Raw genomic sequence first — 16,614 nt, 5'->3', positions numbered from 1 at the left:
TAGTCATTTACTGTCTGGATGACAGAGAAGCAAAGGGAGAATTGCAATGGCTCTATATGATCCAAGTTTAGAGAAAGACAACTGTGGATTTGGTTTGATCGCCCACATGGAAGGCCAAACCAGCCATAAATTAGTCAGAACCGCGATTTCAGCATTAGATCGCATGACCCACCGTGGCGGCATCGCAGCCGATGGTAAAACCGGTGATGGCTGTGGTCTATTACTACAAAAACCAGATAGTTACCTACGACTCATCGCTGAAGAAAAAGGTTGGAAGCTCGCCAAACAGTATGCGATTGGTATGATTTTCTTCAGCCAAGATCCGGTCAAAGCGCAATCAGCGCGCGATATTATCAACAAAGAACTGGCGCAAGAAACACTCACAGTGACAGGTTGGCGAACCGTACCAACGAACCAAGCTGTACTTGGCCCTATTGCTGCCGAATCCGTGCCTGATATTCAACAAGTCTTTATTAGTGCTCCAGCGGGTTGGCGTGAACGAGACATTGAACGACGCCTTTACATTGCTCGCCGTCGCATTGAAAAACAGATCACCGAAGATCGTGATTTCTATATTTGCTCACTATCGACTCAAGTCATTGTTTACAAAGGCTTGTGCATGCCTGCAGACCTACCGCGCTTTTATCTTGACCTAGCTGATCTACGGATGGAATCAGCCATTTGCTTGTTCCACCAGCGCTTTTCAACCAATACTCAGCCACGTTGGCCACTAGCACAGCCGTTCCGCTACTTAGCGCACAATGGTGAAATCAATACTATCGAAGGGAACCGTCAATGGGCGCGAGCACGGGCTTACAAATTTGCCTCTCCCCTACTACCGGATCTGCAAACCGCCGCGCCATTTGTCAATGAAACAGGTTCCGATTCATCAAGCTTAGACAACATGCTCGATCTGTTTTTAGCGGGGGGAATGGATATTTTCCGTGCCATGCGTATGTTAGTGCCGCCGGCGTGGCAAAATCACCCTGATATGGACCCAGACCTTCGTGCCTTTTACGACTTTAACTCAAAACACATGGAGCCATGGGATGGCCCAGCTGGCATTGTGTTATCGGATGGCCGTTATGCTGCTTGTAACCTTGATCGCAATGGCCTTCGCCCTGCGCGTTATGTGATCACCAAAGATAAACTCATCACCCTCGCCTCTGAAGTCGGAATTTGGGATTACGCGCCCGATGAAGTGGCTGAAAAAGGCCGCGTTGGGCCCGGTGAACTGCTGGTGATCGACACCCGTCATGGGAAATTGTGGCAATCTAGTGAAATTGATAACGATCTCAAAAGCCGCCACCCTTATGGCGAGTGGATGAAAAATAACGTCCACCGATTAACGCCATTTTCTGAACTCAGTGACGATTTGGTGGGCGAGCGCAGCTTTGACAATGACGAGCTGAAAACCTATCAAAAACAGTTTGCAATGAGCAACGAAGAGATTGATCAAGTACTGCGCGTACTGGGAGATGTAGGCCAAGAAGCGGTGGGATCAATGGGTGATGATACGCCGATGGCGGTGCTCTCTTCGAAAGAGCGCTTGGTTACCGATTATTTCCGCCAAAAATTTGCCCAAGTTACGAACCCGCCTATCGATCCACTACGTGAAAAGCACGTGATGTCACTGGCCACCAGCATCGGCCAAGAGATGAACGTGTTCTGTGAAACCGATGGTCACGCTTATCGTGTTACCTTTGATTCACCTATCTTGCTCTATTCCGACATGCAACAGCTATTGGAGCTCAGCGACAAACACTATCGCAATACCATTTTAGACATCAATTACGATCCACAGCATAAGGATCTCAAGCAAGCTTTGCTCGAACTTTGCCAACAAGCAGAGGAGGCTGTACGCCAAGGATCGGTATTGATCGTATTGTCTGACCGCGCTTTGCATAAGGATAAACTGCCGATCCCAGCGGCAATGGCCGTGGGCGCAGTACACACTCGCTTAGTCGAAGCCAACTTACGCTGCGATGCAAACATCATTATCGAAACCGCCACCGCACGTGACCCTCATCAATTTGCAGTCTTAATCGGCTTTGGCGCAACCGCCGTCTACCCTTACTTGGCCTACGAAACGCTCGGCAAAATGATTGATGATGGCACGTTGGAAAAAAGCTATCGCGAGGTGATGCAAAACTACCGCTACGGTATCGACAAAGGTTTATTGAAAATCATGTCGAAAATGGGCATTTCAACCGTTGCCTCTTATCGCTGCTCGCAGCTGTTTGAAGCGGTTGGCCTACATAGCGACGTAGTTCAGTTGTGTTTTAAAGGCGTCACCACGCGCATTCAAGGTGCTAACTTCGAAGACTTCCAACAAGATCTATTTAATTTAGCGCGCAAAGCGTGGACCAAACGTAAAACGCTCGAACAAGGTGGCTTATTAAAATACGTGCATGGTGGTGAATACCATGCCTATAACCCAGATGTGGTTGGTACCTTACAAGCCGCAGTTAAATCAGGTGAAAGCGCCGATTACCAAAGCTTTGCCCAGCAGGTCAACGCACGCCCCGTCGCGATGTTGCGCGATTTGCTGCGCTTAAAAAAATCAGCGACACCGCTACCACTGGAAAAAATTGAACCCAGTACGGAGCTATTTAAACGTTTTGATTCTGCGGCGATGTCGATTGGCGCCTTAAGCCCAGAAGCCCATGAAGCGTTAGCGACCGCAATGAACCGCTTAGGTGGCTACTCCAACTCTGGTGAAGGTGGAGAAGATCCACGCCGTTTTGGCACTGAACGTAACTCCCGTATTAAGCAGGTCGCATCAGGGCGTTTTGGCGTGACTCCGCATTACCTCACCAATGCTGACGTACTGCAAATTAAAGTGGCGCAAGGAGCGAAGCCAGGTGAAGGCGGCCAACTTCCCGGCCATAAAGTGACCGCGGAAATTGCCAAATTGCGCTATTCAGTGCAAGGCGTGACCTTAATTTCACCACCGCCGCACCACGATATTTATTCGATTGAAGATTTAGCCCAGCTGATTTTCGATCTCAAACAAGTTAACCCAAAAGCTTTGGTTTCGGTCAAATTAGTTTCAGAGCCGGGCGTTGGCACCATTGCCACTGGCGTTGCCAAAGCCTACGCCGATCTTATCACTATTTCTGGTTATGACGGCGGTACAGCGGCTAGCCCACTCACCTCGGTAAAATACGCTGGTAGCCCTTGGGAACTCGGCCTTGCTGAAACCCAACAAGCGTTAGTCGCAAACGGCCTGCGCCACAAAATTCGACTTCAAGTTGACGGTGGTCTAAAAACAGGACTGGACGTGATTAAAGGCGCGATTTTAGGTGCCGAAAGCTTCGGTTTTGGCACAGCTCCTATGGTCGCGATGGGCTGTAAATTCTTACGGATTTGCCACCTTAATAACTGTGCGACAGGCGTAGCAACGCAAGATGAAACGCTGCGTAAAGAGTATTTCAAAGGCTTACCTGAGATGGTGATGAACTATTTCATCGGTCTTGCCGACGAGGTCCGTGGTTACTTGGCGCAGTTGGGCGTTGAAAAACTCACCGATCTGATTGGCCGCACCGATTTACTAGAAGTACTTGAAGGGATGACCGCCAAGCAAAGCAAATTGGACTTATCCGGTTTATTGGAAGCGCCAGTATCCGCTCAGGGTCATCCGCTTTACTGGACTCAACCCAATACACCGTTTGATAAAGGACAACTTAACCAACAATTTGTCGATGACGCTTTAGCGGCAGTTGAAGCACAACAATCGATCAGCTTGTATTACAACGTACAAAATACTGACCGCTCGCTCGGTGCTCGCCTATCTGGTGAAATCGCCAAACGTTATGGTAATCAAGGCGTAGCCGCCTCGCCGATTAAAATTTATCTCGATGGCACAGCAGGTCAGTCATTTGGTGTATGGAACGCGGGTGGTGTTGAGCTTTACCTTACTGGTGATGCCAATGACTATGTTGGTAAAGGGATGGCAGGTGGAAAGCTGGTCATCAGACCCCACCTTGGTACCGCTTTTAACTGCAACGACGCTACGATCATCGGCAACACCTGTTTATATGGTGCAACGGGCGGCAAGCTGTTTGCGGCTGGCAAAGCGGGAGAGCGTTTTGGTGTGCGTAACTCTGGCACTATCACAGTTATCGAAGGCGCTGGTGATAACGCTTGCGAATACATGACAGGCGGAATCGTCGCCATTTTGGGCGCAACAGGCGTTAACTTTGGCGCGGGTATGACGGGTGGCTTTGCTTACGTGATGGATGAAAACGGTGATTTCCAAGGTCGAGTCAACAGTGAATCAGTAGAGGCTATTTCATTGCAAGATCTCTACATTCACCAAGAACATTTACGTGGTTTAATTGCCGAGCATTTGGAAGAGACTGGGTCGGTGCATGCTGAACAGATCTTAGCGAACTTTGATGAATGGATTCCAAAGTTCTATCTCATCAAACCCCAAGCGGCGGATCTGCAAACCCTACTCGGCCATCAAAGCCGCAGTGCCGCCGAACTTCGCGTTCAAGCGCAATAATTGGAAGGAGCCAGATTAATGAGCCAGAACGTATACCAATTTATTGATGTGAATCGAGTTGATCCGGCAAAAAAGCCGCTCACTATTCGCAAAATCGAGTTCGTCGAAATCTACGAACCCTTTACCAAACAGCAAGCGACCGCTCAAGCGGATCGCTGCTTAGATTGCGGCAACCCTTACTGCGAATGGAAATGCCCAGTGCACAACTACATTCCGCAATGGCTAAAACTGGCCAACGAAGGGCGCATTATTGAAGCCGCTGAGCTATCGCACCAAACCAACAGCTTGCCTGAAGTATGTGGGCGAGTCTGCCCACAAGATCGCCTCTGTGAAGGTTCTTGTACCCTAAACAATGACTTTGGTGCGGTCACCATAGGTAACATCGAAAAATACATTAACGACAAAGCGTTTGAGATGGGCTGGAAACCAGACATGTCGCACGTGGAGTGGACGGATAAGAAAGTAGCGATCATTGGTGCAGGCCCAGCAGGCCTAGCCGCAGCCGATATTTTAGTGCGCAACGGGGTGAAGCCTGTGGTGTTTGATCGCTATCCTGAAATTGGTGGTTTGCTAACCTTTGGTATTCCCTCTTTCAAACTTGAAAAAGGCGTAATGGAAAACCGCCGCCGCATTTTCAGTGAGATGGGCGTCGAATTTCAGCTCAACATCGAAGTAGGTAAAGACATCACACTGCAAACGCTGCTTAATGAATATGATGCGGTTTTTCTCGGTGTAGGGACTTACCAAAACATGCGCGCAGGGCTAGAAAATGAAGAGGCAAACGGTGTTTACGATGCTCTACCCTTCTTAGTATCAAATACTTATAAAGTGATGGGTTTGGAATCGCCCCAACCATTTATTGATATGGCGGGCAAAAAAGTCGTGGTACTTGGAGGCGGAGACACTGCGATGGATTGCGTGCGTACTTCCATTCGCCAACATGCCGCCAAAGTGATTTGTGCCTACCGACGCGATGAAGAGAACATGCCGGGTTCACGCCGAGAAGTGAAAAATGCCAAAGAAGAAGGCGTAGAATTTATGTTCAACCTGCAACCGCTCGCCATTGAGGTCAATGAACAAGGCCAAGTGAGTGGCGTTAAAGTGGTGCAAACCGCTTTAGGGGAGCCTGACACTGCTGGGCGTCGCAAGCCCGAGCCCGTTGCGGGTAGCGAACATGTGTTGGCAGCCGATGCCGTCATTATGGCGTTTGGTTTTCAGCCACATGCCATGCCATGGCTTGAGCCATTCGGCGTTGAACTTGATCAATGGGGACGCATTAAGGCCGCGTCGCAGCAATCGTTCCAGTACCAAACCAGTAATGAAAAAATTTTTGCTGGTGGGGATGCCGTGCGCGGCTCCGATCTGGTCGTCACGGCCATTGACGAAGGGCGCAAAGCCGCAGAAGGAATACTTGACTACTTAGGCCTTTAAGCCTTAACTGCTTAATATCCTTGAAGGATTCATGGTAACGTGAATCCTTTTTTCTTAGGCCATTTTCCTTCAACCATCGACACTGCAGCTTGCTTGTATTTTGGCGATTGGTAATGAGGATTCATTTGATAAGGACTATCATGCGCGTAGTACTAAGTTTACTGATGTTTGCCACACTAACCGCTTGCAGCCAAGGAGTGACAACTATGACCGATCGCACTGCGACCCCTTGCGGAAATAAACCGAATTGCGTTTCAACTCAAGATGAGCGTAACGCGTTCTCGCTCTCTCCCTTTATCCTCAAAACAGGCGTCTCTTTAGATAAAATTGAAGCGGTTGCGCTTTCTATTCCTCGCTCTAAAACGGCGGTGAAAGAGGACAATTATCTCCGCATTGAATGCACCAGTCGTATTTGGCGATTTGTGGATGATCTTGAACTTAAGATAGAGAACGGCCGTTTAATCGTACGATCTGAATCGCGCATTGGTTATTCAGATATGGGCGTCAATCGTAAGCGAGCAGAAACACTGCGAGAAAACCTCACCAAAGCAGGCTTGATTGAATAGTTGCTCAATATCGCACTGGCGGAAAGTTTCGTGCTAAACTTCGGCCAATTTAGCTATACCCAAACAACTTGGAGTTGCAGGTAGGCGGCAAGTGAGTGAGTCCCCATGAGCATAGGCAAACTATGTGATTGGGGTGAACGAACGTAGCCAACACCGCTGCGGCTTCAAGTAGGAAGGGTATATTCACCAGATATTTACTATTAACCGAATAAGAGAAACCTCATGAAAATCGGCATTATTGGCGCGATGGAGCAAGAAGTCGCGATATTAAAAGACGCAATCGACAATGTTCAAGAAGTCAGCAAAGCGGGCTGCACCTATTTTTCAGGTCAAATCCATGGGGTGGATGTGGTGCTGCTACAATCTGGCATTGGTAAAGTCGCCGCAGCCATTGGCACCACTCTTTTACTTAATGAATACCAACCAGATGTAGTGATTAACACCGGTTCTGCAGGTGGTTTTGATTCAAGCTTAACCATGGGTGATGTAGTCATTTCAAGCGAAGTTCGTCACCATGATGCCGATGTAACAGCATTTGGCTATGAAATGGGGCAAATGGCAGGTCAACCAGCCGCTTTCAAAGCGGATGATGCATTGATCCGCGTTGCAGAACAAGCACTCACACACATCAAAGAGAAGCACGCGGTACGCGGCCTGATTTGTACCGGGGATGCTTTCGTTTGTACCGCTGAGCGTCAAAGCTTTATTCGCCAACACTTCCCAACCGTGATTGCGGTTGAGATGGAAGCTTCAGCAATTGCACAAACTTGCCACCAATTCAAAGTGCCTTTTGTGGTCGTTCGCGCCATTTCAGATGTAGCCGATAAAGCGTCTCCGATGTCCTTTGATGAATTTTTACCGCTTGCCGCACAAAGCTCATCAGAAATGGTGATTAAGATGGTCGAACTGCTTAAGTAAGCAGTGACAGACTCAACATGGACGAGTTAATCACCTACTTGTATGCCAACGGTACGCTCCTCGTTATGTGGGGAGCGGTTGCCTTTCATCTTATTTTACCCATCCCGCGTAACGCTCATCCCGTCACTTTGTGGCGAAAATTTGCGGAAATATTAGCGGATAAAGTCAATACCAGTAGCAGTTATTCACAAAGCCTACTTTCCGGCACACTGGCTTGGCTATTGATGTGCCTACCCGCATGGGTCACCTTAGTCGCGTTAAAACCTTTGGTATGGCAACCTCAACTATTTGATTTAGCGCTACTATTACTCGCATTTGATTGGCGTAGCCAAGAATTATTAGCCAATCAGCTTATCGGTGCACTCAGCAAAGAAGACAAAAAATACGCTCGCAGCGTACTTGCCCCTTTTGTGAATCGTGAAACCGATAGCTTGTCAGCGCTGGGGTTAGGTAAGGCGGGCGCTGAAACCGTCATTATTGGCTATGGGCGCAACGTGATCGCGGTGCTGTTTTGGTACGCCTGTCTTGGCGATATTGGCGCGTTGATGTACCGTCTCATCGCTGAACTCGCCAGAGCTTGGGCGCCTTCGCGAGCGGCGTTTCATCCTTTTGGTATTCCATCGGTACGCTTGCTGGCTGTGCTTGACTTTGTGCCACTGCGCCTATTTAGCCTATTGATTATCATTGGTCGCAACGCATCAAACACCTTCTCAGCCATGTTACAACAAAGCCGCTTATGGCCACTCCCGGGGCCTGCATGGCTGTTAACCGCCGTCGGCAATAAACTATCACTGGCCTTAGGTGGCCCAGCTATCTACGGTGATAAAAAAGCCCTGCGCGTAAAAATAGGCGGACGTATCGCCCCATCAGCCTTCCACCTTGCGCAAATCCAAAAACTGTTAGCTTGGCGTATTTTCGCGTGGATAGCATTAGAGAGCGTGATACTGCTGCTCGTCCATCAAGGATTTTAGATGCGTTTACTGTTTCTCAACGTTGTCGTCACGCTGTGCGTGGCTTTTCCAGTTCAAGCGCAAGTTAAACGCATCATTAGCTTAGCGCCTCATGCCACGGAATTGGCCTTTTCGGCTGGCCTTGGTGATAAATTGGTGGCCGTCAGCGAGTACAGTGACTACCCAGCACAAGCACTCAAACTCGAAAAAGTGGCCAATTACCAAGGGTTGAATATAGAGCGCATTCTTACCCTAAAACCGGATTTAGTGATCGCTTGGCCTGCGGGCAATCCGGCGAAGGAGCTCGATAAATTAAAGCAGTTAGGGCTGAGGATTTATACGACAAAAACTCAAAAACTCGATGACATTGCCAATAATATTGAAGCACTTAGCCAATTTGCCGATGATCCAAATATCGGCCAACAAGCGGCGCGTGATTTTCGTCAATCACTCATCACTCTGAAACAGAGTTATGGCAGCCAAAGTAAAGTTCGTTATTTCTATCAACTCAGTGAAAAACCGATCATCACGCTGGCCAAAGGCAGTTGGCCTAGTGAGGTCTTTGAATTTTGTGGCGGCGAAAATATTTTTGCCAACAGCGCATCCCCCTACCCTCAAGTTGGGATTGAGCAAGTGCTGCTGGCTAAACCTGATGTAATTTTCACCTCTGAACATGCGATAAAAAATGGCACGATGTGGCAAAAGTGGCAACAGCAACTACCCGCTGTACAAAACGGGTTTGTGTGGGCACTGACCTCAGATTGGTTAAATCGACCAACGCCCAGAACACTGCAAGCGATAGAAGAAGTGTGTGAGTACTTTTCCGTCGTTCGCCAAAAACGCTAACGCTTGCGTAATAAAATCTCGTACAATTCCTGCCCGAATTTTGTTCCATTAACGACTAAAGAGAACCCAGTAACATGGACTCCATGCTGCTCTATCTTATTGACTTATTTGGTACGGCTATCTTTGCCATTTCTGGCGTATTATTAGCTGGTCGATTAAAAATGGACCCGTTTGGCGTGGTCGTGCTTGCGAGCGTTACTGCAATTGGCGGTGGAACAATTCGTGATATGGCATTGGGTGCGACGCCAGTCTTCTGGATAAAAGACACCACTTATCTTTGGGTCATTTTCATCACTTGTTTACTCACCATGCTGCTGGTTCGCAGGCCTAAACGCGTTGCTTGGTGGATCTTACCCGTTTGTGATGCAATCGGTTTAGCGGTGTTTGTTGGCATTGGTGTTGAAAAGGCGATGAACTATCAAGACTCGGCCATGGTTGCGGTAATCATGGGCGTTATCACGGGCTGTGGCGGCGGTATTATTCGTGATGTACTGGCCCGTGAAATTCCAATGGTGCTACGCAGCGAAGTCTATGCTACAGCTTGTATCATCGGCGGTCTGTTTCATACCACAGCACTAGCGATGGGCTACGATAGCTCAAGCGCCTTTCTGGCCGGAGTCGCCTCAACCTTAATCATTCGACTTGGCGCGATCCGCTGGCACTTATCACTGCCCACTTTTGCACTGAATAAATAAAGCCGATCTCATCAAAACCACAAACAGTAACATGTACAGACGCTATGGGTTATGGTCACTTTGCGATAAGATGAGCCAATCTATTCCTCATCGTCATTAATTATGTTGCTAGAAGGTATCGAAACTTTGCTGGTACTGAGCAAAGAAAAAACCATGGGGCGTACGGGCAGCCTACTCTACATTAGCCAGTCCGCCGTTAGTAAGCGGATTGCTAATTTAGAAAAAAGAGTCGGTAAAAAGCTGATTGAGCCTGATGGCCGACAGATTAAATTAACCACAGATGCACAGGCCTTGGTTGAAACTATTGGCCCAAGCTTTAGTGAGTTATGCGGTTTAATTTTCGATCAGCAATCTTTTACGGATGCCACACTGATCAGGATAGACTGCTCAGAAACGTTAGTCGCTGGCTATATTAATACCACCATGGGGCAGTACCTCAAGCACGATAAGTTCATCACCATCACCACGAACCATACGCCGAGGATTGTTCAGCACGTTCAATCAGGCAAAGCGACATTAGGATTTTGCGCAGGCTACTTACCCGCCAATCATGGGCTAATGACGTTTCATCTGGTAGATGAACCCTTTTACATTGTCAGCCAAACACCCTTATCTTCGTTACCTAAACAGCTCGTTACCAATGATTTATCCAACCCAGCGAACGCCTATCAAGTCGATATATTGGCGAAACTCGCCATCACGCCGCAGATGGAAATGGATTCGTATACGGCCGCAGCGCAATTGGCATTAGGAGGCATGACGCCTGCTTTAGTACCACTTTCAGTGATTAAAGCGCTGAACATTGAACCTCGCTATTACTTTGATTTTGATGAACTGCAATCTTTAGTTCGACCTGTTCATCTCTGTCTGCGCAGCAATAGTTATCGCTCGCCAAGGGTCAAAAGATTGATAACAACCATTGCTGATGCTGTTGCCAAAGAAGTTTTATTGCCATTAACATCGACATCACAATAACTAATGGGCGGATCCATTTCTGCCCTTTAGTTACCACTATCTTTGCGCCCATTCTCGCCCCTAAAAAACCACCAACGGCCATCACCAGCCCTATCTTCCAAATCGGCAAGCCAGCAATAACAAAAAAAAGCAGCGCAGCAATGTTTGAAGTGAAGTTGAGAACCTTGGTTCTTGCAGTCGCTTCAATCAACGAAAAATGACCTAACACGACAAAACAGACCGTAAAAATAGCCCCGGTGCCCGGACCGAAAAAACCATCATAAAAACCGATACCAAAACCGACCGTAAAAGCAAAAGCCGTTTCAGACAATGGAGCAGGCCCATTGTGGGTTTTCGTCGCGGGTGCAAGTAGAAAATAGAGTGAAATACCGATCAGCAACAGCGGGATTAAGCTGGTCAACAAACTGGCATCCATATGCTGCACAAGTTCAGCCCCACACGCAGCGCCGATAAAAGTACAAGCTATCGCCAACTTCATCTCTTTTAGGTTTACAATGCCATTGCGTACAAAATACCAAGTGGCGGAGAAACTGCCAAATGAGCTTTGCAGCTTATTGGTAGCCAGCGCTTGAGTCGGTGGCACGCCTACTGCCAGCAAAGCCGGCAAAGTAAGCAAACCGCCACCGCCAGCCATCGCATCAATGAACCCTGCAATCCCTGCAACCAAAAACAACAGGCCTAATACTTCCAGTGAAAGTTCCATTTCTTATCAACGCATTGAACAATAAAAACCAACAATAACACCACTTAAAAGGTGAAAATAGCGAAAGCCAAGACAACAACCCATTCCCATTTTTCATCAATTAAAAAGCTATCCTCTAAGCCAAATCTCTTCTTCATTGGTAAAACGATTCAATTCGGCCGAAAAAAAAGCCCGCTTAATTCAGCGGGCAATGAGGTTGTCATGTAGGTCTTAGACCTACTGATTTATTATTTTTTAACGCTTATGCTAAGTGTGCTTTCACTTGCGCGTGTAACTCTTGCACTGACGTAACTGATGACTTCGCATCGGCCGTATGAGACATACAGGTTGCAAAGGCAGCATTCAGTGTTGTGGTGTAGTTGACTTTTTGTGCTAATGCTCCACGACGAAGAACTTTAGAATCTTCAATCGCTTGACGCCCCTCGGCTGTATTAATGATGTAGGTGTATTCATTATTCTTAATACGGTCAAGAATATGAGGGCGACCTTCATGCACTTTATTCACCAAACGTGGGTTAATACCGGCTTCACCTAAAATTACAGCTGTACCGTGGGTAGCATCAAGCTGATAACCTAATTTCACCAGTTTCGACGCTAAATCAACCACACGCTGTTTATCACCTTCACGTACAGAGAGCAGAGCTCGGCCGCCTTCAGGATAAACATTACCGCAACCTAATTCCGCTTTTGCATAAGCTTCAGCAAACGTTGCACCCACACCCATCACTTCACCCGTTGAACGCATTTCAGGGCCAAGCAGTGGGTCAACACCAGGGAATTTATTAAATGGCAGAACCACTTCTTTCACTGAGTAGTAAGGAGGAATGATCTCTTTAGTAAAGCCTTGTGACTCTAGAGACTGCCCTGCCATCACGCGCGCGGCAATTTTGGCAAGCGGTGCGCCCGTTGCTTTTGACACAAACGGTACAGTACGAGCGGCACGAGGGTTAACTTCAATCAGGTAAACTTGATTATCTTTAACCGCAAACTGCGTGTTCATCAAACCACGAACGCCCAATTCAAACGCCAGCTTCTCAACTTGTTCACGCATCACATCTTGGATTTCTTGGCTTAACGTATAAGCCGGTAGAGAGCAAGCTGAGTCACCAGAGTGAACACCCGCTTGTTCGATGTGCTCCATGATGCCACCAATGACGACACGCTCACCATCACAAATCGCATCGATATCGACTTCAATTGCATCATCGAGGAAGCGATCAAGCAGTACTGGGGATTCGTTAGACACACTGACCGCTTCGTTAAAGTAACGACGCAGATCTTGTTCGTCATAGACGATTTCCATCGCGCGGCCACCAAGAACGTAAGACGGGCGTACCACCAGCGGGAAGCCGATGTCTTTCGATTTTTCAATCGCCTGTTCCATTGTGGTCACTGTTGCGTTTTCTGGCTGCAGCAGACCTAAACGATCAACCGCTTGTTGGAAACGCTCACGATCTTCGGCGCGGTCAATCGCATCTGGGCTAGTACCAATGATAGGCACTCCTGCAGCTTCAAGTGCACGAGCCAGTTTCAGTGGTGTTTGACCACCGTATTGCACGATGACGCCTTTAGGTTTTTCAACACGAACAATCGCCAATACATCTTCGAGTGTCACTGGTTCAAAATAGAGGCGATCGGAAGTGTCATAGTCTGTTGAAACAGTTTCAGGGTTACAGTTAACCATGATGGTTTCATAACCATCTTCGCGTAGCGCGAGTGAGGCATGAACACAACAGTAATCAAATTCGATACCTTGACCAATACGGTTTGGACCACCGCCGAGCACCATGATTTTGTCTCTATCGGTCGGTTGTGCTTCACATTCGTCATCATAAGAGGAGTACATGTAAGCCGTATCAGACGAAAACTCCGCCGCACAAGTATCGACACGCTTGTAAACCGGATGAATATTATATTGGTCACGCATACGACGAATTTCACTTTCAGCCACGCCAAGCAGTGAAGAGAGACGCGCATCCGCAAAACCTTTGCGCTTCATCTTGCGTAGAACATCCGCATTTAAGCCAGCAAAACCGCCCGCTTTGACTTCTTGTTCCATTTTGACCAGTTCTTCGATTTGTACCAAGAACCAGCGATCAACGTTAGTCAGGTTAAAGACCCCATCCACAGACAAACCAGCGCGGAAAGCATCTGCGATATACCAAATACGCTCAGCACCCGCTTCTTTCAGCTCATGGCGAATTTTAGTCAGTGCATCTGGCGCGTCTAAATCAACCATTTCGTCTAGGCCGTTTACGCCAATTTCCAGCCCACGCAGTGCTTTTTGCAGCGATTCTTGTTGATTACGACCAATCGCCATCACTTCGCCCACCGACTTCATTTGCGTGGTTAAGCGATCGTTAGCACCGGCAAATTTTTCGAAGTTAAAGCGAGGGATTTTCGTCACAACATAATCAATAGTTGGCTCAAACGACGCTGGGGTTGCACCACCAGTAATGTCGTTCATTAACTCATCAAGTGTGAAACCTACCGCCAATTTGGCTGCAACTTTGGCAATAGGGAAGCCCGTCGCTTTCGATGCAAGAGCCGAAGAGCGAGAAACACGTGGGTTCATCTCGATGATCACCATGCGGCCATCTTTCGGGTTGATACCAAACTGTACGTTCGAACCACCCGTTTCCACACCGATTTCACGCAGTACGGCTAGCGATGCGTTACGCATGATCTGATATTCTTTGTCAGTTAGCGTTTGCGCAGGAGCTACCGTGATCGAGTCACCCGTGTGAATACCCATTGGGTCAAAGTTTTCAATCGCACAGACTATGATGCAGTTGTCCGCTTTATCGCGAACCACTTCCATTTCGTACTCTTTCCAACCGATGAGTGATTCATCAATCAACAACTCGTTGGTTGGCGAAAGATCAAGGCCACGGCGGCAGATCTCTTCAAACTCTTCTTTGTTGTAAGCGATACCGCCGCCCGTTCCACCCATAGTAAATGAAGGGCGAATAATGCAAGGGAAACCCACCATCTCTTGAACGCGGTAAGCTTCTTCCATAGTTTTTGCCGTATCAGCGCGAGGACAAGCTAAGCCGATTGACTTCATCGCTTTATCAAAGCGAGAACGATCTTCCGCTTTATCAATCGCATCAGCCGTTGCGCCAATCATCTCAACGCCAAACTCAGCCAGAACACCATGCTTTTCCAGTTCAAGTGCACAGTTCAATGCAGTTTGGCCACCCATGGTCGGTAATACCGCGTCTGGGCGCTCTTTTTCGATGATTTTACGCACTACTTCCCAATGGATAGGCTCAATATAAGTCGCATCGGCCATCTCTGGGTCAGTCATGATAGTGGCAGGGTTCGAGTTGACCAAAATCACTCGGTAACCTTCTTCACGCAGGGCTTTACATGCTTGAGCGCCAGAGTAGTCAAACTCACAAGCCTGACCGATTACAATCGGGCCAGCACCTAGAATTAGAATACTTTTAATGTCAGTACGTTTTGGCATTGTCTACTACTCCGAATTACGCTGTGTGCTTTTTAATTAGTTCAATAAAATGGTCAAACAAAGGGGCGGCATCGTGCGGGCCAGGACTCGCTTCAGGGTGTCCCTGAAAGCTAAAGGCTGGCTTATCGGTGCGGTGAATTCCTTGTAGTGAACCATCAAATAGCGATTTGTGCGTTGCACGAAGCGTGATAGGCAGCGTTGCTTCATCAGCAGCAAAACCGTGGTTTTGTGCCGTAATCATCACCACATTACGATCCAAATCTTTCACTGGATGGTTCGCGCCATGGTGGCCAAATTTCATTTTTACTGTTTTTGCACCAGACGCCAATGCCAAAATTTGATGTCCTAAACAGATACCAAAAATAGGCAGTCCTTTCTCTAAGAACACTTTGGTTGCTTCAATCGCATAAGTACATGGTTCTGGGTCGCCAGGGCCATTTGATAAAAAGACACCATCAGGCTTCAGCGCTAGAACTTCTTCAGCCGAGGTTTGTGCTGGTACCACAGTTAGGCGGCATCCTCGGTCAACCAACATACGGAGGATATTGCGCTTTGCACCGAAATCGTAGGCAACAACGTGATAGGGCAACTCGCTGTCATCTTTCGCTTCAGGAAGTCCACCTTCGAGCGTCCACGAACCTTGTTTCCATTGGTACGCTTCTTTTGTTGTAACTTCTTTCGCAAGATCCATTCCTTTTAAACCGGGGAACTCTTTGGCTTTTACCAACGCCAATGCTTCATCTAAATGGTCACCTGCCATAATGCAGCCATTCTGAGCTCCTTTTTCACGCAAAATGCGCGTTAGCTTGCGCGTGTCGATATCGGCAATGCCCACAATATTTTGTGATTTAAGGTAGTCAGAAAGGGAAAGTTCATTACGGAAGTTAGAAGCGATAAGAGGGAGATCGCGAATCACAAGGCCTTGTGCATGGATAGAAGAGGATTCTTCGTCTTCGGAATTGGTTCCGGTATTGCCTATGTGGGGGTAAGTAAGAGTAACGATTTGTTGAGAATAGGAAGGATCAGTGAGGATTTCTTGGTACCCCGTCATCGAGGTATTAAAGACGACTTCACCAACGGATATTCCATCAGCGCCAATGGATACACCGTGGAACACCGTCCCATCTTCTAGGACTAACAGTGCTGACTTACTCAAGACAACCTCCAGAATAAAAATGCAAAAAATATAAATTAAACTGCAAATTTGTCTTCCTTAAGGCCATAGAGTCGCGCCATAGGGTGATTTAGACAAATTGGCGGTATTCTAATGACCACCATGATTACTGTCAACATTTCATAATAAATTAAGGCAACATTTAAAGCGTTAGAGATAAAAAGCGAACCTAAGACAGTAAAAAAATAGGTTTGATGAGTAAAAAAATGAGAATGGAGAATTAGAATCAGCAAACTGAAACTCTTTGATGCATTTTAAACAATCAACGATAAACAAAATCACGCAAACGTTAATCAAGCAGAGAATGAGTGCAATTTCAGAGATCTAAAACAAAAAGAAAGCAATACCAACTAAAAATACAACAAAAGTAAGTC

Annotated in this window: 11 protein-coding genes; 8 read left to right on the top strand and 3 right to left on the bottom strand. The window is 47.4% G+C overall.

Going from position 1 to position 16,614, the window contains the following annotated elements; all coding sequences use genetic code 11:
* Positions 1–46: 46 nt before the first annotated feature.
* The 8 genes from gltB (at position 47) to B9J84_RS13220 (ending at position 10,891) form a co-directional block, all read left to right on the top strand.
* Positions 47–4,510 (top strand): glutamate synthase large subunit, encoded by a 4,464-nt coding sequence (gene gltB, locus B9J84_RS13255; RefSeq protein ID WP_094124334.1) that lies wholly within the window; start codon positions 47–49, stop codon positions 4,508–4,510.
* Between the two features lie 18 nt (positions 4,511–4,528).
* Entirely contained in the window at positions 4,529–5,941 is a 1,413-nt protein-coding gene (locus tag B9J84_RS13250; RefSeq protein ID WP_026029144.1) for an FAD-dependent oxidoreductase, read from the top strand.
* Positions 5,942–6,081: 140 nt separating this feature from the next.
* Positions 6,082–6,507, top strand: coding sequence for a DUF1499 domain-containing protein (locus B9J84_RS13245; protein WP_081244961.1), 426 nt, complete (start codon positions 6,082–6,084; stop codon positions 6,505–6,507).
* Between the two features lie 222 nt (positions 6,508–6,729).
* Positions 6,730–7,425: a 5'-methylthioadenosine/S-adenosylhomocysteine nucleosidase gene (gene mtnN, locus B9J84_RS13240; RefSeq protein ID WP_094124333.1), complete on the top strand. Its 696-nt coding sequence runs from the start codon at positions 6,730–6,732 to the stop codon at positions 7,423–7,425.
* 17 nt (positions 7,426–7,442) lie between these two features.
* A complete protein-coding gene (locus tag B9J84_RS13235) occupies positions 7,443–8,396 on the top strand; it encodes a cobalamin biosynthesis family protein (protein ID WP_094124332.1) in 954 nt (317 codons plus the stop codon).
* The gene (gene btuF / locus B9J84_RS13230; protein ID WP_094124331.1) at positions 8,397–9,221 is read left to right on the top strand and encodes a vitamin B12 ABC transporter substrate-binding protein BtuF; all 825 of its coding nucleotides are present in this window, start codon (positions 8,397–8,399) and stop codon (positions 9,219–9,221) included.
* A gap of 74 nt (positions 9,222–9,295) precedes the next feature.
* A complete protein-coding gene (locus B9J84_RS13225) occupies positions 9,296–9,916 on the top strand; it encodes a TRIC cation channel family protein (protein ID WP_013856095.1) in 621 nt (206 codons plus the stop codon).
* A 102-nt stretch (positions 9,917–10,018) separates the two neighbouring features.
* Positions 10,019–10,891, top strand: coding sequence for a LysR family transcriptional regulator (locus B9J84_RS13220; protein WP_094124330.1), 873 nt, complete (start codon positions 10,019–10,021; stop codon positions 10,889–10,891).
* Here the strand turns inward: B9J84_RS13220 and B9J84_RS13215 are convergent.
* The 3 genes from B9J84_RS13215 to carA all read right to left on the bottom strand — a co-directional run bounded on the left by B9J84_RS13215 (position 10,815) and on the right by carA (position 16,222).
* The gene (locus tag B9J84_RS13215; RefSeq protein ID WP_094124329.1) at positions 10,815–11,594 is read right to left on the bottom strand and encodes a TSUP family transporter; all 780 of its coding nucleotides are present in this window, start codon (positions 11,592–11,594) and stop codon (positions 10,815–10,817) included. The genes B9J84_RS13220 and B9J84_RS13215 overlap by 77 nt on opposite strands.
* 241 nt (positions 11,595–11,835) lie before the next feature.
* Positions 11,836–15,066, bottom strand: a complete 3,231-nt coding sequence (gene carB, locus B9J84_RS13210) for a carbamoyl-phosphate synthase large subunit (protein ID WP_017046523.1) — start codon at positions 15,064–15,066, stop codon at positions 11,836–11,838.
* Positions 15,067–15,082: 16 nt separating this feature from the next.
* Entirely contained in the window at positions 15,083–16,222 is a 1,140-nt protein-coding gene (gene carA / locus B9J84_RS13205) for a glutamine-hydrolyzing carbamoyl-phosphate synthase small subunit (protein WP_017047461.1), read from the bottom strand.
* Positions 16,223–16,614: the final 392 nt, after the last annotated feature.

It is taken from the genome of Vibrio sp. V03_P4A6T147, assembly GCF_002241085.1.
GTDB lineage: Bacteria > Pseudomonadota > Gammaproteobacteria > Enterobacterales > Vibrionaceae > Vibrio > Vibrio anguillarum.
This window is presented reverse-complemented; position numbering and strand designations above follow the sequence as displayed.